17 protein-coding genes are annotated in these 24383 nt (G+C 40.5%); 7 read left to right on the top strand and 10 right to left on the bottom strand.

The features are described from left to right. Positions 1–71: 71 nt before the first annotated feature. The 5 genes from HCN54_RS06590 to HCN54_RS06570 all read right to left on the bottom strand — a co-directional run bounded on the left by HCN54_RS06590 (position 72) and on the right by HCN54_RS06570 (position 5972). Positions 72–2945, bottom strand: a complete 2874-nt coding sequence (locus tag HCN54_RS06590; protein ID WP_167597066.1) for a CHAT domain-containing protein — start codon at positions 2943–2945, stop codon at positions 72–74. A 65-nt stretch (positions 2946–3010) separates the two neighbouring features. Beyond that, complete coding sequence (locus tag HCN54_RS06585) at positions 3011–3502, bottom strand: peptide-methionine (S)-S-oxide reductase (protein WP_167597065.1); 492 nt, start codon at positions 3500–3502, stop codon at positions 3011–3013. Further along, a complete protein-coding gene (locus HCN54_RS06580) occupies positions 3495–3749 on the bottom strand; it encodes a peptide methionine sulfoxide reductase (protein ID WP_167597064.1) in 255 nt (84 codons plus the stop codon). The genes HCN54_RS06585 and HCN54_RS06580 overlap by 8 nt, the downstream gene beginning before the upstream one ends. Beyond that, positions 3749–5311 carry a protein adenylyltransferase SelO gene (locus tag HCN54_RS06575; RefSeq protein WP_167597063.1) on the bottom strand — a complete coding sequence of 521 codons (1563 nt, stop codon included), beginning with the start codon at positions 5309–5311 and terminating at the stop codon, positions 3749–3751. The genes HCN54_RS06580 and HCN54_RS06575 overlap by 1 nt, the downstream gene beginning before the upstream one ends. Positions 5312–5438: 127 nt before the next feature. Next, positions 5439–5972: an Hcp family type VI secretion system effector gene (locus HCN54_RS06570; RefSeq protein ID WP_167597062.1), complete on the bottom strand. Its 534-nt coding sequence runs from the start codon at positions 5970–5972 to the stop codon at positions 5439–5441. Positions 5973–6184: 212 nt separating this feature from the next. Between HCN54_RS06570 and HCN54_RS06565 the strand changes: the two genes are divergently transcribed. The 3 genes from HCN54_RS06565 to HCN54_RS06555 all read left to right on the top strand — a co-directional run bounded on the left by HCN54_RS06565 (position 6185) and on the right by HCN54_RS06555 (position 10750). Then, a complete protein-coding gene (locus HCN54_RS06565) occupies positions 6185–6448 on the top strand; it encodes a YtxH domain-containing protein (protein ID WP_167597061.1) in 264 nt (87 codons plus the stop codon). Positions 6449–6565: 117 nt separating this feature from the next. Next, on the top strand, positions 6566–9703 hold the full coding sequence (locus HCN54_RS06560; protein ID WP_167597060.1) for a VPS10 domain-containing protein: 3138 nt from the start codon (positions 6566–6568) through the stop codon (positions 9701–9703). A 144-nt stretch (positions 9704–9847) separates the two neighbouring features. Beyond that, positions 9848–10750 (top strand): DUF6268 family outer membrane beta-barrel protein, encoded by a 903-nt coding sequence (locus HCN54_RS06555; RefSeq protein WP_167597059.1) that lies wholly within the window; start codon positions 9848–9850, stop codon positions 10748–10750. Positions 10751–10804: 54 nt separating this feature from the next. Here HCN54_RS06555 and HCN54_RS06550 read toward each other — a convergent pair whose 3' ends face one another. From HCN54_RS06550 to HCN54_RS06540, 3 genes are all read right to left on the bottom strand, one after another. Next, a complete protein-coding gene (locus HCN54_RS06550) occupies positions 10805–13120 on the bottom strand; it encodes a glycoside hydrolase family 3 protein (RefSeq protein WP_167597058.1) in 2316 nt (771 codons plus the stop codon). Positions 13121–13527: 407 nt separating this feature from the next. Further along, positions 13528–14094, bottom strand: coding sequence for a Crp/Fnr family transcriptional regulator (locus tag HCN54_RS06545; RefSeq protein ID WP_167597057.1), 567 nt, complete (start codon positions 14092–14094; stop codon positions 13528–13530). A 125-nt stretch (positions 14095–14219) separates the two neighbouring features. Then, positions 14220–15770: an SDR family NAD(P)-dependent oxidoreductase gene (locus HCN54_RS06540; RefSeq protein WP_167597056.1), complete on the bottom strand. Its 1551-nt coding sequence runs from the start codon at positions 15768–15770 to the stop codon at positions 14220–14222. A gap of 179 nt (positions 15771–15949) precedes the next feature. Between HCN54_RS06540 and treS the strand changes: the two genes are divergently transcribed. The 4 genes from treS (at position 15950) to HCN54_RS06520 (ending at position 22281) form a co-directional block, all read left to right on the top strand. Beyond that, positions 15950–19264 carry a maltose alpha-D-glucosyltransferase gene (treS, locus tag HCN54_RS06535; RefSeq protein WP_167597055.1) on the top strand — a complete coding sequence of 1105 codons (3315 nt, stop codon included), beginning with the start codon at positions 15950–15952 and terminating at the stop codon, positions 19262–19264. A gap of 5 nt (positions 19265–19269) precedes the next feature. Then, positions 19270–19926 (top strand): DUF1801 domain-containing protein, encoded by a 657-nt coding sequence (locus HCN54_RS06530; RefSeq protein ID WP_167597054.1) that lies wholly within the window; start codon positions 19270–19272, stop codon positions 19924–19926. A gap of 67 nt (positions 19927–19993) precedes the next feature. Then, positions 19994–21859, top strand: a complete 1866-nt coding sequence (locus tag HCN54_RS06525) for a mechanosensitive ion channel family protein (RefSeq protein WP_167597053.1) — start codon at positions 19994–19996, stop codon at positions 21857–21859. A gap of 47 nt (positions 21860–21906) precedes the next feature. Next, positions 21907–22281, top strand: a complete 375-nt coding sequence (locus HCN54_RS06520) for a DUF3703 domain-containing protein (RefSeq protein WP_167597052.1) — start codon at positions 21907–21909, stop codon at positions 22279–22281. Between the two features lie 81 nt (positions 22282–22362). On the opposite strand, the gene HCN54_RS06515 is transcribed toward HCN54_RS06520, so the two are convergent. Beyond that, positions 22363–23412, bottom strand: a complete 1050-nt coding sequence (locus HCN54_RS06515; RefSeq protein ID WP_167597051.1) for an NAD(P)-dependent alcohol dehydrogenase — start codon at positions 23410–23412, stop codon at positions 22363–22365. A 116-nt stretch (positions 23413–23528) separates the two neighbouring features. Beyond that, complete coding sequence (locus HCN54_RS06510; RefSeq protein ID WP_167597050.1) at positions 23529–24380, bottom strand: DMT family transporter; 852 nt, start codon at positions 24378–24380, stop codon at positions 23529–23531. Positions 24381–24383 lie beyond the last annotated feature (3 nt).

The raw sequence follows: 24383 nt of genomic DNA, 5'->3' as shown, positions 1-24383 counted from the left end.
GATTGAAAGTATTTGATTTTTACAGCTTAAAGCTATAAAGCATATCGGCGTACTTCAATACGGCAGTTGCCCTATTTACCAGTGTAGATGAAGGGTGCCCAGTATTGCGGACTCGACAGGTCTACATATTTATTGTAAGATCCTTTAATAAATTCGCGTTTGACTTCAGTGCTGGCGGTGAGATAGTCTTTATTTTCCTGAAAGATCTTGTAATAAAGACTTTTTGTATATACACTTGTGCCGTAGTCATTAACAGACCAAAGTGTGGTTAACGTAGCATTAGCTCCCGCCATTAACATAGCCTGATTAAGACCTTGAACCCCATCTCCCGGAACTAATTTTCCCAAACCAGTCTGGCAGGCACTAAGAAACATAAAGTCGGTATCAATATCAAGTTGGGCCATTTCTTTCACAGTAAGCATCCCGTCTTCCCCATCTTTTGGATAACTATACACCGAAAATGCAATCCCGCTAAGGTCAAAAACAAATGGATGCGTTACTGCGTGGCTTGATAAATGAATGCTTCGGTAGTGGTGCAATGCTCCTTCCCTACTCATTTTTTTAAATTCGTTTTCGGTCATTTGAGTATCCAGACGCAAATCGGTTTTTGGTACCAATCCCTTTATTGCAAGCACTTCATCTTTTGCGCCTTTCAGGTATTTCATGGCTTCGCTGGAAAAGGTTGCAAATGCATAATCTAAAGGTTCGTTTTTCTGTAACGATTCTTCCACATCAAGCTCTAAGCGTTTAATATCTGCAGCCGATTCTAAGTCACGTCCAGGATTGGCCCGCTTTTGATATTTAGCATCGCCAAAGGCAAGCACATTCTTCTCATAATTGGTTTTAGGTCGCTTGCGCAATGCAACAAGTGTACTGCCGGCAGGAACATAACCTATTTCATAATCTTCTACGAGATAACGCCCTTCATTGTTTTTAAAACTTTCAAAAGGCAGAAAATGCAACACTCCATCTGCCGCAATGTAAATACGTTTTTTACCTTCAAACCAAGGTTCTATACGGCTCATCATATCGATGAAAAAAGAGTTAGCAATATAATCTCGATAGGCCGCATCCGTATATTCTTCACGTACTTCTCCGCCTTCGTTAGGATTTAAAAAATTGCGATACAGTTCTGCCAAAAGCACAAAATCACCTTTCTTGTATTGATTAAATCCTGCTTCATCCAGATTACGGTATACCGTATATTTTGGTTGACGTAATTCGCGTTGCGCCATAGCCTTCTCGATAGCTCCAATTTCTGTATTACGATCTACATAGACCCGCATTAAAGCTCCAATGGTATTTATGTATCTATAATTTATGTCGTTCTTCGTAATCACCGCGGCCATATAAACACCTTCATTGACATTACCGCGCATCACATCAACATAATAAACCAAGGCCTCGTCAGCTTTTAGGCCATGCTGAATTTCACTAAGGCTTAGCGTAGGAATTTCATCTTGTGACGCGAGTAATCCATTAGCTTTTAACTCCTCCATTACAGAGAATATTTTTTCTTTCTGATTACTCTCAAAAAGGCAAGCGATCAGGTTTCCTCCTATTTTAGTAAAAAGATCAAGCTGCGCATTACGTTGTGATCCTGTTGTTTCGCTGACTTTCGGCTTTTGAAGTTTGAAAGCTTTTTCATAAAAAGGAACGGCTTCAGCATATTTTTTCTTCATTCCCAACTGCAAACCATAATTATACAATTCAATAATATCTGTAGAATTAATATCGGTTTCAATGGCTACTGAGTTATCCTTATAAAATTTTAAGGATTGAAGATTGCTAAGCAGGGTTTTACCAAATTGAGGATGCTCTTCATAACCGTTTTGTTTCATATAGTTTACACCAGCTTCCGCATATTGAAGTCCTTTCTCTTTATCCCCGCCATAGGTTAAGGCCCGCGAAAGATTATAATACCCCATCATTTTAACATCGGGATTTGTCACCTTGTTCATAAAGTTCTGAGCACCTTCTGCTAGCTTATACGCCTCTTTATAGCGCTCTAATTGCACTAATGAAAATAGCTGATTGTTCAAAGCAAGCATCAAGGTCGAATTGGAATAGGTGAATTGCGGTAGCTCATTACGCATAATGACTGCAAGAGTGATATTCTCCTCATAATTTCTATTTACCTCATTGATTTTTGAAAGAATATCGTAGAGTTTAAATTTCATCATCGGAGCAGTTTTCGGATTTGAAAATTGCAGTTTAAGCTCCGGAATTAATACGTGTGCTTGTTGCCAATTATTCCAAAATGTAAGAACGGCAAGGGTTTCTAAGGCTACATTGTAATAACTTACTGGAAAGTTACCAGCGTCCATTTGCTGTTTTACAGGTTCTAATACTTTCAAATAATGCTCTGGACCTTTTTGAATGATATCCTTTGAAGAAGCGCTGTATATAGGATTAAACTTTTCCCAAAAAACCATCATATTCTGTGAAGCCTCCGCTTTATAAACATCGAGCATACGTTGCGCTTGTTGTACCTGCGAAGCCGTAAGCGTATTTTTATAATAATCAACCGCGCCTTCTAAGTACGTTACAGATCTTTTAAAATCCTCTGGCGGATGCGGATAAAAACTGTATTCCCAAAGCAGTTGCTTAGCTCGTGATAGATCTTTGGCAAAAAAAGCATAAGCGATAGCAGACTGAGCCAAACGATCGTAAATAGGTTCCATATCATAGGCCGTCTGAATGAGTTGTGCTCCTATAATCGGTTCTTGAGACAAAGCAGCTCTCGAGATCCCTACTTCAAAATAGAGGTCTGTATTAGTATAAAAAGCATCTAGCAACTTGAAGCCTACATTAAAGGCCTCCTTGTTATTGCCAGCCTTTTTTAAGGCTGTAAACTTGGTGTAATTTTGATTCTTATTGATGTCGTAAGGTCCTTGCGCCCATAATGAGGAGCTAAAGACGAGGAATAAAACTAATATTCTCATAGATCGCAGTTTTTACGATCTAAAGGTAGTTTTAGACACCTTGTACTATCAATACGGCAATTGCCCTATTTGAGACGGTTACTATATCGCTTCAGAAGAAACTGAAGTTTTGGCGCAATATAGCGTTCACAAAAAGGCTTCTCCGGATTGCTTCGGTAATAATTGTGCTGGCTTTCTCGCGAAGCTTGAAAACACTGAAAAGGCAAAATTTGAGTGACTAAAGGATCATCAAATTCACTTTGTAATAATGTTAGAATGCGGCGTACTTCCCGCTTTTGTTCTTCGGAAAAACAGTACACCGCAGAACGGTATTTAGACCGAAAACTATGATTTGAAGTGCTTTTATGCGTGTGCAAGTGAATCTCAATAAGAATCTCTAAAGAAATAATTTGTGGGTCAAAATGAATGATCACGCCTTCTGAAAATTGTTCAAAAGGTGGGTGTGAAGCAACATAACCTTGTTCTACTTTCTCAACTCCTTTTAAGGCTTGGAAGACTGCTTCGGTACACCAATGGCAACCGCCACCTACAGCTATTTTTTCTAATGAATTAGTCAATAATTCTTACTTCTTTTAAAAATGTAATCACTTTTAATTCCGGCATTTCGCAAGGTTTTAGCAATTCACCCATTTTAGTCTCGTAATAGTTAAGGCTAATGAAATCAATCCCTCCCAACTCTTTTGCGTAAATCTTTGAACTTTTACCTTCGTTGAAATCGGTACGGGTTATGCTATACTTTCGGTTGTTATAAAAACCTTCCGAATAGCCTTCGGGAATGCGCGATATCAGAGATTTAAGTTTCATTACGAACTGCAAGAAAGCATAGAACAGCCTACCTTGTCTCGCGCCCATTCGGGACGCTTGGCAAACCATTTTTCGTATTCTGGTTGGTCGTCATAGGGTTTTTTAAGTAGTTGATACAATTCGTCGATCAAGCTATAATTTCCTTCATCAGCGGCGTCGATCGCCAGCTGCGCCATATAATTGCGCAACACGTATTTAGGATTGGTCGCATTCATTGCGTTCTTACGCGCTTCATCGCTTTGCTGATCTTGCTGCAAACGTGTTGCATAGGCTTGAAACCACTGCTTCCACTGGTTTTGTATTTTTTCTGAAATCTCTTCAGTAGTATAAAAAGCTTCCCAAATCAATGTCAAACCATCTACCGAAGCATCCTTTTTAAAATCTGCCAGTTTTCTAAAGAAAATGGTCATATCGGTTTCGGTTACTTGAAGACATTCCTCGAGATCTGCTATAAGTTGCAGATCACTTTGCTCAGGCGCCTCAAGACCCAATTTGTCCGCCATCATTTGAAAAGATCTCTTGGCATAATCTTCTTTGTAGCGATCTAAAATTTCTTCAAAACCGTCTGCCTCCTCAACAAGCGGGTAAAGCGCATTGGCCAATTGATATAAATTCCATAGGCCAATATTGGGTTGATTTCCGTAGCGATAACGCTTGTGTTGCCTGTCGGTCGTATTGGGCGTCCAGCCCCAATCAAAACCTTCTAACCAACCGTAAGGTCCGTAATCTATGGTGAGACCGAGAATTGACATATTATCGGTATTCATAACGCCGTGTACAAAGCCCACCCGCTGCCAATGAATGATCATCTCAAGCGTGCGCTCTGAAACTTCAGCAAAGAACTTTAAATAGTTTTCTTTAGAAGGAGCACCCAATTCTGGAAAGTAGTTTTCAATAGTAAAGTCTACCAATTTTTGCAATCCCGCAATATCATTGCGCGAAGTAAAAATCTGATAATTCCCAAACCGAAGAAAAGAAGGCGCCACCCGACAGACCACAGCTCCTTTTTCATAAGCCGGATTGCCATCGTACATTACATCACGCAAAACAGAATCACCAGTCAAAGCCAGAGACAACGCACGCGTAGTTGGGATTCCCAAATGATAGATCGCTTCACTCATTAAATATTCACGAATACTCGAGCGTAAAACTGCTAGGCCATCAGCAGAGCGCGAATAAGGCGTCTCCCCTGCTCCTTTGAGCTGCAATGCCCAGTGCTTATTATCGTGATCGATCTCAAATAGATTTATCGCACGACCGTCTCCCAATTGTCCTGCCCAGTGCCCAAACTGATGCCCGCCATACAACATAGCATACGGATGCGTATTCGGTAAAACCGCATTTCCCGTAAAGACTTCTAAGAATTCTTTGCTTTCAGCCTCTTCTTCTGATATTCCTAAAGCATTCAACATTTCATCAGAAACGTGCAGTAGTTGCGGCGCTGCAGTTTCCTTAGGAGATACAAAAGAGTAATAACCCTGCATAACCTGTCTTCTTGAGTTTTCAAAATTAGGATCTGCCGGAAGCGCTTCTGTAAAAAGATTATTGATGTTGAATTGCATAAATCAAAATTTGTAGGATATCGGTTTGGTCGGTTTATTTAATGAAACTTATCAAATTGTATCATAAATACAAAAGCCCGATCACAAACCTTGTGACCGGGCATTATAAAACATGAAATTATGGCTGTTAACTCCCTGTGCGCAGTGAATATTCAAATTCGACTTCTTCTTCTAACCTTCCGTTGTTATTGAATTGTTTATACAAACTGTTTATTTTTTCAAAAGACAAGGTCCAATATTCTTGAGATTTTGAGTCCTTTTCATTTGCTTCCATCTTAAATGATGTGATGCTAACATTGTCTAACTCGTAAATAAGATAGTCGTTGATTCCGCCAGATGAATTTGTTGAAAAGGTTAGAATTACATTACGCAGCGTTTTATTTCGTGCCAGAAAATCAAGCATCGTATTGCTTGCGAGGTCGGTATTCTTGGCGATGCTAATCCCTGAAAATGAAGTGCGGGCACGGGTTCTTCCTGATAAAGCAGCATCGGCAATACTAATTTCCCAAGAAACTTGAGTTAACTCAATCTCCTCTTCGTGACCTTGCTGTTGAGATTCTCCTTTAATATCCGGAAGTCTAAGATACATACTAGTTTGGGCATTCATTGTGGCAAACCCCAATAAAACCATTAAAATTAAAGTGATGATCGTACGTGCCATAAGTCGTTCGGTTTTTGATTTGAACAAAATTAGCGGGAATGCAATAGAGTTTATGCAGGGGAATAACCCTATTTTTTGGGGCTATTCCCTTATAATTTCAGTTTTTACACATCCTTAGCATTTACTATTAAACTTATATTAAAGTGCTTAAGCGAATTGATAATGGAATAACCTTTGACTACTTTAGAGGTATAAACTATAAAAGAAAAATTATGACAACTAGAAATCAAAATGCCGGAATAGCAGCAGCGCTTTTAGGATTAGCAGGTGGACTTTTTGCTTGGTGGAGATATAACAACGCAACTCCAGAAGAGAAAGCGCGCTTAAAAAATAAAGTAAATGAGTTGGGTACTAAATTAAAAGATACCTATACTGAAGTTGAAGATACCGTATCTGACAACGTTGCTACCCTTAAAAACAAACTGGCTAAAGAGCAACAAAAAGCAGCAGATCAAGCTGAAAAAATTGCAAGCTAAACCAAAAACGATATCCCCTAAATTAAAGAGCGACAAGTTTGTCGCTCTTTTTTTATAATCAAGATTTTCCATTTTATAGTATTTTTAAGAAGAACTTAATCTTACAAGCTACTGCCTATGCGCTATAACTTTACCTCATTCTTACTCATTTTCTCCATTGCTTTTTGTGCTGCTCAAGATGCAAATACCTATTTCAAACCTTTAAAATACCGCAGTATCGGTCCGTTTAGAGGCGGTCGAAGCAACTCGGTTTCCGGAGTTATTGGCGATCCCTTAACCTATTATATGGGTACTACCGGTGGCGGATTGTGGAAAACGGCAGACGCGGGACAACATTGGGAAAATATCTCCGATGGATATTTCAAAACCGGTTCTGTGGGGGCTGTCGCGGTTTCAGAATCTAATCCCAATATTATTTATGTAGGTATGGGTGAACACGCCATTAGAGGGGTGATGACGACCTATGGCGACGGTGTTTATAAATCTACAGACGCTGGCAAAACCTGGACGCATCTAGGTCTTGAGAACACGCAACAGATCGCGCGAATTGTTATACATCCACAAAATCCTGATGTAGTGTATGTGGCTGCTCAAGGCGCTATGCAAGAAGCCACTCCTGAGCGTGGAGTTTACAAATCTACAGATGGCGGTGCTTCTTGGGAACAGGTTCTTTTTGTAGATGAAAAGACCGGTAGTACCGAGATCTCTATGGATATGAACAATCCCAATGTTTTATATACCGCAATGTGGCAGCATCAACGTACTCCCTGGAAGATGATCAGTGGCGGAGCAGGAAGTGGATTATACAAATCTATAGACGCCGGAAAAACCTGGAAGGTTTTAAAAGAAGGCCTACCCGAAGAAATGGGGAAAATGGCGATTGCAGTAAGTAGAGCAAACCCTGATAAAGTTTATGCCTTGATTGAAAGTGATAGTGAAAAAGATTTAGGCGGACTATTTGTCTCTAGCAATGCCGGGGACTCTTGGAAAATGGTAAGCGGCGATAACAGATTAACGCAACGTGCCTGGTATTATACTGAAGTTTTTACCGATCCTAACAACGAGCATACCGTTTACGTGCTGAGTGCTCCTGCCCTACGCTCTACAGATGGCGGCGCAACCTGGGAAACACTTTCAGGAACACACGGGGATTATCACGATTTATGGATCAATCCGGCGAATTCAAAAAATATAGTGATCGGTAATGACGGCGGGGCGGCGATCTCTTTCAATTATGGAGCTTCTTGGTCTTCTCAGGATATTATGCCCACGGCACAGTTTTACCGCATTAACACAGATAATTTGTTTCCATATAATATTTATGGAGGTCAGCAGGATAATACTTCAGTAAAAATAGCAAGTCTTTCCTTAGGCAGCGGAAGCATTGGTCGGCAGGATTGGACATCTTCCGCCGGAGGCGAAAGTGCATTTTTAGCTTTTGATAAAGACGACCCTAGATACGTATATGGCGGAAGCTATCTGGGTACGATTGAAGTGCTTGATATGCAAACCAAAATGAGTACCAAAGTAATGGCGGCGCCCATTCAATATCTAGGGAAAGCGGCGCGAGATATGAAATATCTTTTCAATTGGAATGCGCCTATTATCTATTCACAACACGAGCCCAACACTGTTTTTCACGGTGCCCAAATGGTTTTAAAAACTACAGATCAAGGAAGAACCTGGACGGAATTCTCCCCAGATCTTACGCGTAATATAGACGAAAAACAAGGCAAAGGCGGTGGCCCGTATACGGTTGAGGCAGTAGGTGCCGAAAACTATGGAACCTTGAGCTACATCATTGAATCGCCACACGAAAAAGGAGTATTTTATGCCGGAAGTGATGACGGTTTAGTTCACCTAACCCGGGACAATGGAGCTTCGTGGCAAAACATCACACCCAAAGGACTTGAGGAAACTTTGATCAACGCTATTGAGGTTTCTCCGAACGATCCGGCAACCGTATTTATCGCCACAACCCGCTATAAATTCAACGACTACACTCCGGCGCTATTTAAATCTACGGATTACGGAAAAACCTGGAAATCCATAAATAATGGAATTCCATACGGCGCTTACACGCGCGTTGTGCGCGAAGATCAGGATCAAAAAGGTTTGTTATATGCTGGTACTGAGCAAGGCGTTTATGTTTCTTGGGATGCCGGTGCTTCTTGGGAGTCTTTGCAGCTTAATTTACCCATCACACCGATAACTGATTTAAAAGTGCATCAAGGTGATCTCATCGTGGCTACTTCGGGGCGCTCCTTCTGGATACTTGATGATCTAAAGTTGTTACAGCAATATTCAGCAAATACAGATCAATTTCAATTATTTGAGCCGAAAAATGCAATCTACGGAAGTTGGTATTCTGCTTTAAACAGTAGCGATCCAAACTTTGACGGGACTTCAACATTTGAAGGTGTGAACCCGGCTAATGGAAGCGTGATCTACTATAATTTACCTAAACTGAAGGATTCGACAGCGCTTGAACTAACGATTAAAACCCAAGACGGAACCTTGATCAATTCCTTTTCGTCAAACGCAGATGAGAATTTCAACGCTTATGCCGGCGGACCGTCGCCTACCCCAACACTTTCGGTTCATCAAGGTCTAAACCGTTTTGTTTGGGACGGCAGATATCCAGAGCTTCCCGGAGTACCGGGCGTGTATATTGAAGCAAGTTATGCAGGCCATAAAGTAGCGCCTGGAACGTATACCATAACGCTGACGTACGGCGCAGAAAGTCAAAGCACCACTGCAACAATTCTTCCTAATCCTAATTTAGATTTGGATGCTACTGATTTTGAAGCGTATCACAAACTCATGAACGCGATGGAGCAGCGCGTGACAGCGATGCATACGCTCGTGAACCAACTTAAAACTGCAGAAGAAGAAATCGAAAGCTTATTACCAAAATTAAAAGCTAAGAATGCAACGGCCTTAGTAGAACAAGGAGAAGCTTTGATCAACGATTTAAACGCTTGGGATTCTAAAATGGTTCAGCGCAAATCTAAAGCTTATGATGATGTTGAGAATTTTGAAAATAAATTTTCAGCAAATTATATGTTTGTAATGAATCAGACTGATAGTGATATTCCGCGGGTAAATGCTTCAAATAAAGCTGAATTTGATCGTATGAACCAAGAATGGGAATCTCTAAAAGTCGAAGGATTAAACCTTCTAGAGTCAAGAATACCCAACTATAATGCAGCCTTGTGGCAATCAGGCATTGGAGCTATACCCACTGCAGAATAATCATTTATAAAGCAATTAAACATTCAAAGGAATTTCCACTTATCAGGAAATTCCTTTTTTTTTGGCACCGTCAAAGGCTTTAAAATTTGTTTCTATTTGTGCCTTTGAGCTTGCTTATAAGTCGTTCTTAACTATATTCGTTATATGAGAATCTATATTCTGAGCGGTTTGCTCTTCTTCAGTATTCAAATAAACTTTGCTCAGGACTACATTGATTTGGCGAATCTCTCGTATTCCCTAACGCCACAAAATCAATTTGAATCGAGCAATGCTCAAACTCAGGTTGAAGAATTGGATTTTCAGTTTACGTTTCCGCAGGTTTTAGATGAAAAAAATACGTTGATCGCTAATGTTATGCTTGAATCTAATGCCTTGCGCTTAGACTCGTCTTTAGCCGATAGAACTACGCTGGCTTCCGTAGGTTTAGCGCTGGGATTCAATCATAAATATTCTGAAAAGTTAGCAATAACCTATTTGGTCATACCTAAAATTTCATCAGATTTAAAACAGATCACCGGTCAAGGTTTTCAATTGGGCGGTTTGGCGTTGGCTACGCTAAAAAAGAATGAAAACCTCAATTATAAATTTGGTTTATATGCCAACACCGAAGAATTTGGACTGTTTCTAGTGCCTTATGTGGGATTTTATTATTTGAGTCCGTCTAAACGTTTTGAAGCCTATATCACCACGATCAACGGCGATATCAATTATATGCTCACAGAAAAAATCAATATAGGTGGTGACGTTAATGGTCTTACATCTAGCTACGCGCTTGCTGATCCTTATTTTGGTTCTTCGCCTGAATACTTTGCTAAAAACACCACAGAATTTTTTGCGTATGTACGCTACCCTGTTGCTAAAAATCTTTTCTTAAAAGCTAAAGCCGGATACAGCATTACACGCACCTATAAAGTATTTGAACAAAGTGATAAAGTAGATTTAGGTTTGAGTTTGTTTTTCTTAGGCGATGATAGAAATTTGCTCAATACCCCTTTGCAAAAAGGCGCGTTATTCAAATTAGAATTGCTCTATAGGTTTCCGCTATAAAAAAAGAGGCTTACTTTTTAGGACAGCCTCTTCATATTTTTATGTGCCGTTAGTTTAGTTTTTTGATAACATATTCAAAGCTTTCTGGGGTACCAACAACGCTTCGGTTTCTCTCACCGTGGTTGCTTCAATCTCTAGTGTTGCTTTAAGTTTTGAACTGGCGATATTTTCAGCAATAGACAAGGCGTAAGTTCCGCCATCCAGAATCCAGGCGTGTTTCTTATCATCATAAGAAGCTAGCGATTCCGGATTGATTTCAAGTGTGATCGTTTCTGAAGCTCCCGGCTCTAATAGCGCCGTTTTTGCAAAGGCCTTAAGCTCTTTTGAGGGCTTTTCTAAAGTACCTTCAGGAGCACTCACATAAAGTTGAGCAATTTCTTTTCCGGCTACGCTTCCAGTATTTTTTACAGTAAACGAAACGCTAATCGTAGCTCCTGATTCAACCTGAAGATCACTGTATTCAAAAGTCGTGTACGACATTCCGTAACCAAACGGATAAGAAACCGGTACCTCAAACGTATCAAAATAGCGGTAGCCTACATAAATTCCTTCTTCATAGATTTCTTCAGAAGGAATACCTTGCAACGGATTGGCAGGTTTTTCGGCATTTGGATCTAAAGGAATTCCCGGGAAATTCTTGCTAGAAGGAACATCGTCTAAAGCAATAGGAAAAGTTACCGGCAACTTCCCAGACGGATTTGCTTTCCCCAGCAATAGATCAGTAATTGCGTTACCCGCTTCTTGGCCCGGCTGCCAGGTCAACAAAATGGCATCAGCAAGTGCTTTCCAAGAGTTTGTTTCGGTCACCCCTCCTACATTTAGTAGCACAACTAGGGGTTTATCTTCGGCAGCAAAGGCCTTTTTTAAATCTGAAATCAATTCTAACTCTGTCGCCGTCAATTCAAAATCTCCTGCTTCAATACGGTCCTGAAACTCTCCGCTGGTGCGGCCTAGCGTAAATATCGCTACATCATTAGCTTTTGCTGCACGTGCCAATTCCGTTTCCGTCCACGTTTTTTCAGGTACAAGTTCGTCTTTTAAAAAGAACATTGCTTTCGGTGGAATTTTGGCTCGTTCTTCTTTCATATAAACCTCATAAATAAAGGTTAGCTCCTGATCTAAATGTACATTAGCGTTTTTAAGTCCTTCAAATACCGATACGCTGTAGGCTTTATTAACATCACCACTACCCGTTCCACCGGCAATCGTTTCATAAGATGCAGAACCGTATAGCGCAATTTTAGCGTCGCTGTTGAGGGGCAAAACCTTATTTTCATTTTTCAACAAGACCATTCCTTCTAACGCAGCATTTCTGGCCACCGTTTTGTGACCTTCAAGATCTGTAACTCCTGACGGCTCATAGCCCTTATACGAGAATGTTTTTTTATACGCATTAAGTGTCGCAGTAAGGTTTCGGTCTAAAATAGACTCCTCTAAAGTACCGTTACTGATTGCTTCTTTTATCGCATTAAACTGTACTTCTGTTCCCGGCATAAGCAGGTCATTTCCGGCGCGCATTTGCGCTACCGCATCAAGACCCGCAAACCAGTCGGTCATAACAAATCCTTCGTAGCCCCATTCTTTACGAAGTAAATCGGTTAACAATTCACTATTTTCAGAAGCGTAAGTTCCATTGATCTTGTTGTATGAAGACATAATCGCCCAAGGTTCGCTTTTATCGATAGCGAGCTTAAATCCCCGTAAATAGATCTCCCGAAGTGCACGCTCACTCACCACAGTATTGAGTGCAGTTCTATTGGTTTCAGAATTATTTGCCACAAAGTGCTTGATGGTAGCCCCTAGCCCTTCCGCCTGAACGCCATTAACAAAGCCAGCGGTGATCTCGCCAGCTAGAATTGGATCTTCAGAATAATATTCAAAATTTCTTCCGCCCAGCGGATTTCTATGAATATTGAGTGCCGGGGCTAGTAAAAAATCTACTCCATAATCACGCCCTTCAATACCAAAAGCTTGGCCAATTTGTTGGGCTAATTCAATATTCCAGCTTGAAGAAAGACTACTAGCCGTAGGAAATGCGGTCGCATAAAATGTTTTTCCCGGTGCTTGCGGCCGTACAGTATCAATACGGATCCCCGCCGGCCCGTCTGCAAATACAATAGGCGGAAGATTTATTTTTGAAATAGGATAACTTGTACCTGCTGCACCGGCAACCTCAGATTTTGTAGAACCTACTACCGCTTGTGGAGCTTCAGTACCCGCCGGAGTTCCCGGAATGTCCATCCCTGTACCAATGGATAAGTAAATTTTCTCATCAACCGAAAGTTGATCTATCAGTTTTTGAGTATCCTCTTGAGCAACCCCAGAGAATACCGCCAAAAGCATAATTAAAGTAAAGATTTTTGCATTCATTGCTTTAGTTTTGATTACTCAATAAAATTGAATAATCGAATAACGAAAACCTTTGATATTTATCAAATAAACAGAAAAGTCTTAAAATTTTGCGAGTACTATGGTTTAAATACGTAAACCTATAAGGGTTAAGCAGACAAATCTTAAATAGTTTCTTATGGCTCTATGTGTTGAATTAGCGGCAATAAAAAAGCAGTTCTAAACGAACTGCTTCTTACAATAAACAATTAGGTCTAGGGGACACCTAATTATAAAATTTAAAAATGAAGTGTACATTGGGGTGAAAAAGCCTCCTACATTCTTAACCAAAAAAAATCTCAATTATGAGCTGCAAATATCAACTCTCTGATTAAGAATTGGTTTGACATTTATCAAATAATGAGTCGATTGGCAATTTTCCAGATTAATTACAATTGTCCGCGGATTCTACTGAGTGTTTCTTGCGTTATTCCTAAAAACGAAGCTATGTGCGCCAAGGGTACTTTTTGTATGATATTGGGTTTTGTTTCCAGTAAATGTACGTATCGCTCCTTGGCACTTTCAAAGAGCACGTGCTCCATACGGCGTTGAGAGAAAACCAGGGATTCGGCAAACATTTTTATCGCCAGTTGGCTTAGGTCACTTTGTATTTTACTCAGTTCCATATAGGCATCGCGATGTAAAAAGATCACTGTTGAATCTTCTAAAGTTTGAATCATCAACTTACTTGGAGTTTGATGAAAATAGCTTTCTATAGAAAAGCAAAATTCTTTACTGGCAGCAAACCACTCGGTGATTTCTTTTCCGTTTTTATAATAAAACTGCCGTGCAAATCCGCTGTGTAAAAAGTAAATATGATTGCACACACTCCCCTCTTGTAAAATAAAATCTCCTTTAGGTATATCTTTAATTGATATCTGAGATTCTATGAGCGTTCTCGCCTCTTCTTGTAACGGACTAAAAGCATCGAGAATTTCTAAATAAGCGTCTATCATAAATACAAAGTTACTTTAAGGAAATATACAAATAGTCGAAATATAACGATGTAATTAAGTCGCTGGTTTTAGTATGTTCAGAAAACCAGCGACTTAGATTCATTTATAGAAAAATCAACTTGTACTTACCAATCAATAGGAAAATAATCCTTTAAGAATTTCCCGCTCCAGTGTTTACCCGTATTGATCCCGTCAAATAAAGGATCAACCACCCGGGCTGCACCGTCAACAATATCAAGTGGTGGCTGAAAATCGTGTTCTTCAACCTTTTTTTGCGCTAAGGCAACAGGATCTTCGTCAGTCACCCAACCGGTATCTACTGCATTAATATAAATCCCGTCTTTTGCGAGACTTCCGGCTGCGGTGTGTGTGAGCATATTGAGTGCAGCTTTGGCCATATTGGTATGCGGGTGCCGATCTTCTTTAAAAAAGCGATGAAATTTACCCTCCATCGCCGAAACATTAATAATATGCTTTTGACCCGTAGGCTTTTGCTTCATTAATTCTGAAAGACGGTTGCAAAGCACAAAAGGTGCAACAGAATTAACGAGTTGTACTTCCAGCATTTCGGTGGTTTCGATTTCTCCTAATTTCAAACGCCAACTGTTTGTTTTACGTAAATCTACCTGCTGAAGATCTGCATCCAATTTTCCTTCAGGAAACACTTCAGCAGCTTGTAGTGAATTATCAAAACTATACGGAATCTGCGATAATTTTGCCGAAGCTCTAATCCCGATTCCAGGCTCTGGTCCGTGCCAGGTCACTGGCATATTTTTAGTACCACTGGCAGAAGTGCTCAAGGACTTCAATTCGTCTAAACAGCCTATGTGGTCAGACAATAGCGTTTTTACAACTTGCGGGAGTTCGCTTAAAGCAGTTTCTTCTTTAGCCATTAGATGCTGATAAAACCCGGCAGGCCTGCGTACGGTTTGCGCAGCGTTATTGATCAAAATATCCAGACGCTCATAGCGCTGCTCAATATAATTGCAAAAGATCTCCACACTGGGAATATGCCGCAAATCAAGACCGTGAATTTTTAAGCGGTCGGCCCAAACGTGATAATCCTCTTCTTTTGAAAATCGATAGGCAGAATCAACCGGAAAACGGGTCGTGGCGATTACGGTAGCTCCTGCGCGCAGTAACATCAAGGTAATGTGGTATCCAATTTTTAACCGTGAACCGGTAATAATCGCCACCTGTCCTGTAAGGTCTGCGGTCTGAAAGCGCTTTGCGTAATTAAAATCACCACAGGTCGTGCACATCGTATCGTAAAAGTGATGCAGTTTAGTAAACTCTGTTTTACACACATAACAATTACGCGCAGTTTGTAACTCGGGTGTTTCTAGCGTTTCAAGTTCTGCGGCTTGAAGTAATTTTGGTGCGGTAAATACCGAAGCTTCACGCGCACTGCGTATTCCTGTCACTTTTCTGGCCGCTCGATCTTTAGCAGCTTGTTTACGCTTCTGCGCTTTTTTAGCGTCTTTTTTTCGTCTTGAAAATTCATCACGATCAGGTCGAGATAATCTTCCGGAAGCTTTTAAGATTGCGATTCGATCTTCACGATCTAATTCAAATAAAAGATTAGTATCAGTATTAAACTGTTCTAAAACACGTAAACAAGTTTGTAAATCTTCTTGAGAGATCTCCCTGTTCACCGTGGATTCTGATGCATTCATGAATAAAAATTAATGGGCGAAAATTAGAGCAAAAAACAATGCTGTAACCTTATCACTCGCTATATTTTTAGGTTTAATTATTATTTAACGAGGCATTTAAAAAGACTTCTTTAACTTTAACATTTTGGCACCTTCCCGCCAAGTATAAATCTTTTAAAATCAAGCATAAATTCTAATCTATGGCCATCACTCCATTTATTGACGATCAACAAAACTGGTATAAAGACGCGATAATTTATGAACTGCACATAAAAGCTTTTTTTGATAGTAATGGCGATGGAATAGGTGATTTTGAAGGCTTGTTGCAAAAGTTAGACTATCTGGAAGATCTGGGCGTAACGGCCATCTGGCTGCTGCCATTTTACCCTTCGCCCCTGCGTGATGATGGCTACGACATTGCAGATTATTACAGCATCAACCCATCCTACGGCGAGATCGAGGATTTTAAACGGTTTATTGAAGAAGCACACAAACGCGGACTTAAAGTAATTACCGAGTTGGTGATCAATCATACTTCAGACCAGCACGAGTGGTTTCAACGGGCGCGTAAAGCTCCTGCGGGATCCAAATACCGGGATTATTATGTATGGACCGACGATGTAGAAAAATACAAGGATGCCCGAATTATTTTTACAGATACAGAACCTTCTAATTGGACGTGGGATGCCGAAGCAGGCGCCTATTATTGGCATCGTTTTTTCTCTCATCAACCCGATTTGAATTTTGACAACCCTGATGTTCAGCAAGAAGTCTTTAATATTATGGACTACTGGTGCGAGTTGGGCGTTGATGGATTTCGGCTTGATGCGGTTCCTTATCTTTTTGAGCGCGATGGAACCAATTGCGAAAACCTGCCGGAAACACACGTTTTCCTGAAAAAACTACGGGCACACATCGACTCAAAATACGATCATAAATTACTTCTCGCCGAAGCAAATATGTGGCCTGAAGATTCTGCAGCCTATTTTGGTGATGGCGATGAGTGCCACATGAATTACCATTTCCCTATAATGCCGCGTATGTTTATGGCGGTCAAAATGGAAGATCGTTACCCCATAATGGATATCATAGATCAAACTCCAGATATTCCGGATTCGTGCCAATGGGCGATCTTTTTAAGAAATCACGACGAACTCACGCTCGAAATGGTCACTGACGAGGAGCGCGATTACATGTATAAAGTTTATTCTAAAGATCCTAAGGCAAAAATTAATGTGGGCATCAGGCGTAGGCTTGCTCCCCTACTCGATAACAATCGCAATAAAATTGAGCTGATGAATGTGCTGTTGTTCTCGCTTCCGGGAACACCGGTGCTGTATTACGGCGATGAGATAGGTATGGGAGACAATTTTTATTTAGGAGATCGCGATGGCGTGCGTACCCCAATGCAATGGACCGCCGACCGAAACGCCGGTTTCTCGATGGCTAATCCACAAAAGTTGTATTTACCAACGATTATAGACCCGCAATACCGATCAGAATCGGTGAATGTAGAAGCCCAGCAAATGAATCCGTCTTCCTTGCTCTGGTGGATGAAGCGCGTGATGCATATGCGCAAAAGTTTTAAAGCTTTCGGGCGTGGAGATATTCAATTTTTATCGCCTTCTAATGCCAAAATTCTTGCTTTTACGCGTACCTATGAAGATGAAACTATTTTAGTTCTAGCCAATCTTTCGCGCTTCTCGCAGGCAGTAGAATTAGAATTGGAAGATTATATCGATTATATTCCTGTAGAAGTTTTCAGTCATAATAAATTCCCCAGAATAACTAATCGGCCTTATTTGTTTACGCTGGCACCACACGGGTATTATTGGTTTGCATTGACGCATCGTGCGAGCGAAGCACAAGACGGTCCCTTGCCCCAAGTGAAGACTTCTTCTTGGGAAAGCTTGTTTGACGCTAAAAGTGTAAAGCTGCTAGAACGTAAAATCTTGCCGGCGTACTTTAAAAGCAAATATTGGTTTGGTGATGCGAACAGAATCATTCAGTCGATGCACGTTACCAATATGCTCGATCTTTCTGACAGCACTGTTTTGGTCAAGAATTTGATCGTGGAAGTTAACTTTAATGAAGGGCTCCCTGAAATCTATCAATTGCCTGTTTCCTTTATTGCCAACAGTCAGGAAAGTCTAATTGAAGCCATTCCGCATAAAGGGATTTTAGCCGAAATACAATTAGAAGATCGTGCCGGGTTACTCGTAGATGCGGTGTATGTAGCACCTTTTAGAGCGCAATTGTTCTATGGTTTGCAGGAAGGAAAAACGCTTAAATTCGGTAAAGAAAAACTTACGTTTAACCGCGGAAAAATCACTCCCGATGAGAAAATCAAGGATGTGAATTCCCGTATTATCGAATCGAAACAGAGCAATACTTCGATCATTTATGATCATCGTTATTTTTTAAAACTGTATCGCCGCTTGGATAATACCATCAACCCTGATGCAGAGCTTGCGCAATACCTTACCGAAACGGTAAAATTTGCGAATACACCTGATTATATGGGGAAACTCGTGTATCATACCGAAAAACGCAACGAAGCGGTTTTGGGGATGATGCAAGATCTCGTGACCAATGTGGGTACAGGTTGGGTAAATGCCAAAGACGCTGCCCACCGGTATATGGAGCGTATTGAGACGCAAGCGCAGGAACTTCAGGCGGATTATGAAAAGACGCTGCGTACGCAACCTTTAGTTTTTGAAGCCTTACACGAACCGGAAAGCGAACTTATAGAAAGTTTATTTCCTGAACGTATAAGTTTATTAGGACGCCGCAGTGCCGAAATGCATCTGGCTCTTGCCAGCCATAAAGAGCTTAGCGGTTTTGAGCACGAAGCATTCTCTTTGCACTATCAGCGTTCTTTATATTCATCTTTGCAGAGCGTGACTCGCGAAGCATTTGAGAATCTACGCCGTTCTATACCCAGTTTGCCGGCAACGATTCAAGCGGAAGCTGAAGCTGTTTTACAGCGTAAAAATGAAGTGCTGGCGTGTTTTAAACGTGTTTTTAAACATAAGATCAATACGGTAAAGATCAGAACGCACGGTGATTTTCAATTGGGACAATTGTTATGGACGGGAAAAGATTTTGTGATCATTAATTTTGAAGGCGAACCTTCGCGTCCGTTTAGTGAGCGTCGTATTCTGCGTTCTGGGTTGCGTGATGTTGCCGCGATGATTCGCTCATTTCATTATGCAGCTTATAGTCCGTTGATGCAGCAAAATTATGCCGAAGAATATCGCGAGGAACATTTAGAGCATTGGGCAGAAGCTTGGTATTATTATGTGTCTCGTTTTTATCTGGACGGGTACAAATCTACACTTCAAGATACCGACTTGATTCCTGATAATGACCGGGATTATAGCGTGCTATTGGATACCTTTTTATTGGAAATAGCCGTGGGCGAACTCAATAGCGAACTTAACCACAGACCGTTATTTGCTTTAGTTGCGCTGCGCGGAATACAAGCTGTTCTTGATGGTATTTCAACGGAATAATACAAATGGAATCAAAAGCTGACATTTTTTTTACGCAAGCCATAAGGTGGAATGAAGAATTGGCGTATTTGAGAAGTTTAGTGCTGGACTCAGAATTGAGTGAAACCTTTAAATGGCGCAATCCCTGCTATACTTATAAAAACACTAATGTGTTAATAATTAGCAGTTTTAAAGACTATTGCGCTATCAGCTTTTTTAAAGGCGTACTGATCGACGATACTTATAATTTACTTGAAGCGCCGGGTGTTAATTCGCAATCTGTTAGATTATTACAATTTTATTCGGTAGATGAAATAGTTAGGAAAAAGCAGTGCATTCAAGATTATGTTCAACAGGCTATTTCTATAGAAGCTTCCGGTCAGAAGGTAGTTTTAAAGAAAACAGAAGCATTTGATTTTCCTGAAGAACTTCAGCAAAAATTTATAGAAGACCTCGAGTTTGAAAAGGCGTTTAAAGCATTAACTCCCGGCAGGCAGCGTGGTTACTTGTTATTTTTCGGCGGAGCCAAACAAGTTAAAACCCGCATAGGGCGTATTGAAAAATATACCTCCCGCATTTTATCTGGAAAAGGTATAAACGACTGTACCTGTGGTTTATCAAAACGGCTTCCTTCCTGCGATGGTTCGCATAAATACCTGAATTTAAAAAGGCCTCAGAATTAAAAGTTTGACTGATTGAGAAATATCATCAAATTAAGTACTTTTCAGACTTCATTTAAGAGGTTTACAAATGGTTTTTGCACAGCGTTTCAGTTTTGTTCTTATTTTCTTTTTTACTGTCGTCACTTCGGCGCAGACTGATAGTACCGCTACAGTTGTGGATTCTGTACCCGCTGTTACGACTGGTGATGATTTTGTAAAAAAACTAGCCGAATTAGAAAAACAGCGTTTTGCAGATTCTATACGTCGTGCCGATCTTGAAGCGCGCTTAGACGCCGTGAGCTCTACTAACAACAGAGAGCGTACGCAATTAGAAGCACAACTCAAGCAGTTTGAAACCAAAGAAAATGAACTTCTAGAAAAAAAACGTCTTCAAATAGAAAGACTCAAAAAAACTACCAGAGGCTTTCCGGTTGCAGGTTTTGAAGATGATACGTTGTTCTTAATCTATAATCGATTAGGAAGTTTTTCGGCACAAGAACGCGCCAATGCGACCAGTTCGCGTATCAAGCGTCTTACCGAGACTTTAGAATTCTTTTCAGATTCGCTCAAAGTAAATGAAAATGAAGCTACCGTTGATGTAATTTATGGTAATCAAACTATCGCCAGTGTTACAGAAGTGGATGCCTTGTGGTTTGAAACCACTCCCCTAGCTTTAGCCACCTCGTACAAGGAGATTATTGCCGATGCAGTGACCGTTTATAAAGAAGAACACAGTCTGATCAATTTGCTGAAAAGCATCGGTATGGCCCTGCTGGTGATCATCGTGATGGGATTGATCATCAAATACGTGTTGCGTTTATTCAGATGGACGGCTTTAAAAATTCAACGTCAAAAGCATAAACGTCTCAAAGCTGTTACCGTTAAAAACTACACGCTTTTAGATACCGAGCGTCAGGTACATGTATTACTCTTGATCAATCGCATATTAAAATGGGTTACGGTGTTGCTGGCCATTTATATCGCGTTACCGCTCATTTTTGGGTTTTTCCCACAAACGGAAGCCTTTGCACATGAACTGTTAGGATACATTATCAATCCCATTAAAGGGATTTTTCTAGCTATCTGGAATTATCTACCAAACATCTTTGCGATCGTTGTCATCATTGTGGTATTTAGGTTATTGCTGAAATTTTTAAACTTTTTAAAAGTTGAGATCGCCGAAGGCCGCCTGACCTTTAATGGATTTTATCCTGATTGGGCCAACCCAACCTATCAATTGGTACGTGTGTTGGTTATCGCTTTTGCCTTTGTAGTGATTTTTCCATATTTACCCGGAAGCGAATCTCCCATTTTTCAAGGGATCTCAGTGTTTTTAGGTTTCCTTTTTACCTTTGGTTCAGCGGGGTCACTTTCTAACGTGATCGCAGGATTGGTGCTTACCTATATGCGCTTGTTTAAAATTGGTGATCGGGTGAAAATAGGTGAAATCGTAGGCGATGTGATCGAAAAATCTTCTTTGGTGACTCGAGTACGGACACCAAAAAATGAGATCATTTCTATTCCTAATTCAACGGTGATGAGCAGTCACACCATCAATTACAGCAGTGATGCTCCGGAAAAAGGGTTGATCATTCATACCACCGTGACTATCGGTTATGATATTCCGTGGAAGGTGATGCACCAGACGCTTATTGATGCTGCATTACGCACCGATCTGGTTTTAAAAGATCCACAACCCTTTGTATTGCAAACTAGTTTGGAAGATTTTTATGTGGCCTATCAAATCAATGCTTATGTTCGCGAAGCCAATAAACAAGCTTCCATCTACTCTAACCTGCATCAAAATATTCAAGATGTATGTAATGAAAACGGTATAGAGATTCTTTCGCCGCATTACCGTGCTGCGCGGGATGGCAATCAAAGCACGATTCCATCTGATTATTTACCTAAAGATTATGTGGCACCTAGTTTTAATGTGAAATCTAAAAAGTAACCGATTTTAGGTTATCTTTAGAAGAATGAAACCGAAAATTACAGCTTATGAAGTTTTATACGCATTTACCTCAATCTTTAAAGCCTTATTACGATCAGGAACTGCAACACTATACTGAAGCTTATAGCAACGGGCATATACAAATCGCGTGGCAACATCTGGAGCGTGCTCATATTATTGGTCAGCGGTATCCTTTTGCGCATAGTTATGTGCATTGGAAAATGCTTCAATTTGGTTTAAAAATAAAAAGTGCAAAGGAAGTTTTTGGGCAGATTCCAAGATTGGTTTTTGGAGGAGTGAAATCTTTTGTGGGTAAAGTTCCGGTGGGCAATCCCAGTGGTGCTAATGTTCCGCCTCTAAAGCCTTTTCCTATTGCTGAAGATCTTCAGCAACTCTTTAAAAACGCCGGTATCGCTTCCTAGAATCAGTATTTTATAAAATAGAAAAATCCGTTAGAATTCTCTAACGGATTTTTTTCAATAAAAGTAATATCAAGAACTTACTTAGTTTCGTAGGGATTCCATATCAATTACAAAACGGTATTTTACATCTCCGTTTACGACGCGATCATAGGCATCGTTTATGGTATTAATGTCGATCATCTCGATATCGCTTACAATATTGTGCTCTCCACAAAAATCAAGCATTTCCTGAGTCTCTTTTATACCACCAATTAACGAACCGGCAACATTTTTTCGCCCCATAATAAGACTGCCCCCATGTACAGGTTCCAGTGGCTCTACTGCGCCTACCATGCACATCGTAGCGTCTATTTTCAACAAACTTAAGTACGGATTAATATCGTGACCTACCGGAACAGTATTCAGCAAGAAGTCGAACGAATTGGCGTGCTTTTTCATCGCCTCTTCATTTTTAGAGATCAAAACTTCGTCTGCTCCTAAACGTTTAGCATCTTCTGCTTTGCCTGGGCTTGTGGTGATCATTACCACGTGTGCTCCCATCGCGTGAGCAAATTTTATTCCCATATGGCCAAGACCACCTAAACCAATTACACCCACTTTATCTCCCTTACCTACCTTCCAGTGGTTTAAAGGAGAGAATGTTGTGATTCCTGCACATAAAAGTGGTGCTACAGCATTCTCATCCAGATTCTCAGGAACGCTTAACACATAATATTTATCTACAATGATCTCTTCAGAATATCCTCCGTAGGTATGTCCGCCTAAATGTTTGTCTTTTCCATTGTAGGTGCCTACCATTCCCTGCTCACAAAATTGCTCCAAGTCATGTTTACACGATTCGCATTCTCTACATGAATCTACCATACAACCTACGCCAACGGTATCTCCAACTTTAAAATCAGAAACTTCGCTGCCTACTTCAAGTACTTTTCCAATGATCTCATGTCCTGGAACTACTGGGTATTTAGAACCGCCCCAATCGTTGCGTACGGTGTGAATATCACTGTGACACACCCCGCAATAGGTAATTTTAATTTTTACATCACGTGGAGTTACCTCACGACGCTCGATGTTGATTTGTTTCAGGTCTGCTTTAGGGTCAGCAGCACCATATGCTTTAACTTCGCTCATAGTTTTTGTTTTAACACAAAATAAGCGATGAACGCCCATTTGTCAAGGGATTGAAACAGGATTGGCTAAAGTTTAACGCAATCTTGGCAAGACCGAACTCCTTGAACTTTTAGAAGCTAAGGTGTTTTTCTATTCAATCGGGAAATAAAGAAACTGCTTATCAAAATCAAGGCGCCGCCTACATAGGTATTCCAGCTGAGTTGCTCGTTCAAAATGAAAAAACTCAGGAGTACTGCGCTTAACACTTCTAAATACATCAAAGAGGCGGCGGTAGTGGCATTGAGGTGTTTTAGTCCGAAAAAGAACAGTCCAAACTGCACGATCCCAATAAGAAGTCCATAAAAAACGCCAATTCCCATATGTGTCAATGCAACATCCTTTAAACCGAATAAAAAAGGAATGAATAAAACCGCTCCTGCTAAATTCTGGTAAAAAAGCAATTGGTTTCGGTTGCAGTCTTGGGTTTGCCGCTTAAAGATCGAAACAAAAAAGGCATAACCTACCGCAGCAAGAATCGCAGCAAGCATTCCTATAAAATCCCGAGATTCAAAACTAAATTCTTTATCAGCATAGGTGAAAGCAATTCCGCCGAAGGCTAAAAGCATAAATAAAACTTGTTTCTTGCTAATGGGAGCTTTGTAAACCGTAGTTTCAATAATGGTGATGAACAGCGGATATATGTAAAACAGAACAATAGCATTACCTACTGAAGTATATATAAAAGCCAGCAGAAAAAAATAAGTACGCACCGCATTGATCACCGAGGCCATTAAGAGCATTCTGGTATTGCCTTGTACTTTTAACTGCCTTGCTTTAAGCAATCCCGGCAGCAAAAACAATACAGGAACTCCCGCCCGAAACCAACCGATAGCACCGGTAGATAAACTGGGCATCGCTTTTATAAGAATCCCGTTAAATCCGGCGATTAGCGCAGCAAGAATTACGGCATAAATGGCTTTGTTTTCCATACT

This window comes from Leeuwenhoekiella sp. ZYFB001 (genome assembly GCF_011784865.1).
Lineage (GTDB): Bacteria > Bacteroidota > Bacteroidia > Flavobacteriales > Flavobacteriaceae > Leeuwenhoekiella > Leeuwenhoekiella palythoae.
Note: the sequence above shows the minus strand (reverse complement) of the source record. Positions and strands in the feature narration are given on the sequence as shown.

Coding starts and splice junctions, on each gene's coding strand:
- HCN54_RS06590 (WP_167597066.1), bottom strand. CDS start 2,945: ATGAGAATATTAGTTTTATTCCTCGTCTTTAGCTCCTCATTATGGGCG.
- HCN54_RS06580 (WP_167597064.1), bottom strand. CDS start 3,749: ATGAAACTTAAATCTCTGATATCGCGCATTCCCGAAGGCTATTCGGAA.
- HCN54_RS06575 (WP_167597063.1), bottom strand. CDS start 5,311: ATGCAATTCAACATCAATAATCTTTTTACAGAAGCGCTTCCGGCAGAT.
- HCN54_RS06570 (WP_167597062.1), bottom strand. CDS start 5,972: ATGGCACGTACGATCATCACTTTAATTTTAATGGTTTTATTGGGGTTT.
- HCN54_RS06565 (WP_167597061.1), top strand. CDS start 6,185: ATGACAACTAGAAATCAAAATGCCGGAATAGCAGCAGCGCTTTTAGGA.
- HCN54_RS06560 (WP_167597060.1), top strand. CDS start 6,566: ATGCGCTATAACTTTACCTCATTCTTACTCATTTTCTCCATTGCTTTT.
- HCN54_RS06555 (WP_167597059.1), top strand. CDS start 9,848: ATGAGAATCTATATTCTGAGCGGTTTGCTCTTCTTCAGTATTCAAATA.
- HCN54_RS06550 (WP_167597058.1), bottom strand. CDS start 13,120: ATGAATGCAAAAATCTTTACTTTAATTATGCTTTTGGCGGTATTCTCT.
- HCN54_RS06545 (WP_167597057.1), bottom strand. CDS start 14,094: ATGATAGACGCTTATTTAGAAATTCTCGATGCTTTTAGTCCGTTACAA.
- HCN54_RS06540 (WP_167597056.1), bottom strand. CDS start 15,770: ATGAATGCATCAGAATCCACGGTGAACAGGGAGATCTCTCAAGAAGAT.
- treS (WP_167597055.1), top strand. CDS start 15,950: ATGGCCATCACTCCATTTATTGACGATCAACAAAACTGGTATAAAGAC.
- HCN54_RS06530 (WP_167597054.1), top strand. CDS start 19,270: ATGGAATCAAAAGCTGACATTTTTTTTACGCAAGCCATAAGGTGGAAT.
- HCN54_RS06525 (WP_167597053.1), top strand. CDS start 19,994: ATGGTTTTTGCACAGCGTTTCAGTTTTGTTCTTATTTTCTTTTTTACT.
- HCN54_RS06520 (WP_167597052.1), top strand. CDS start 21,907: ATGAAGTTTTATACGCATTTACCTCAATCTTTAAAGCCTTATTACGAT.
- HCN54_RS06515 (WP_167597051.1), bottom strand. CDS start 23,412: ATGAGCGAAGTTAAAGCATATGGTGCTGCTGACCCTAAAGCAGACCTG.
- HCN54_RS06510 (WP_167597050.1), bottom strand. CDS start 24,380: ATGGAAAACAAAGCCATTTATGCCGTAATTCTTGCTGCGCTAATCGCC.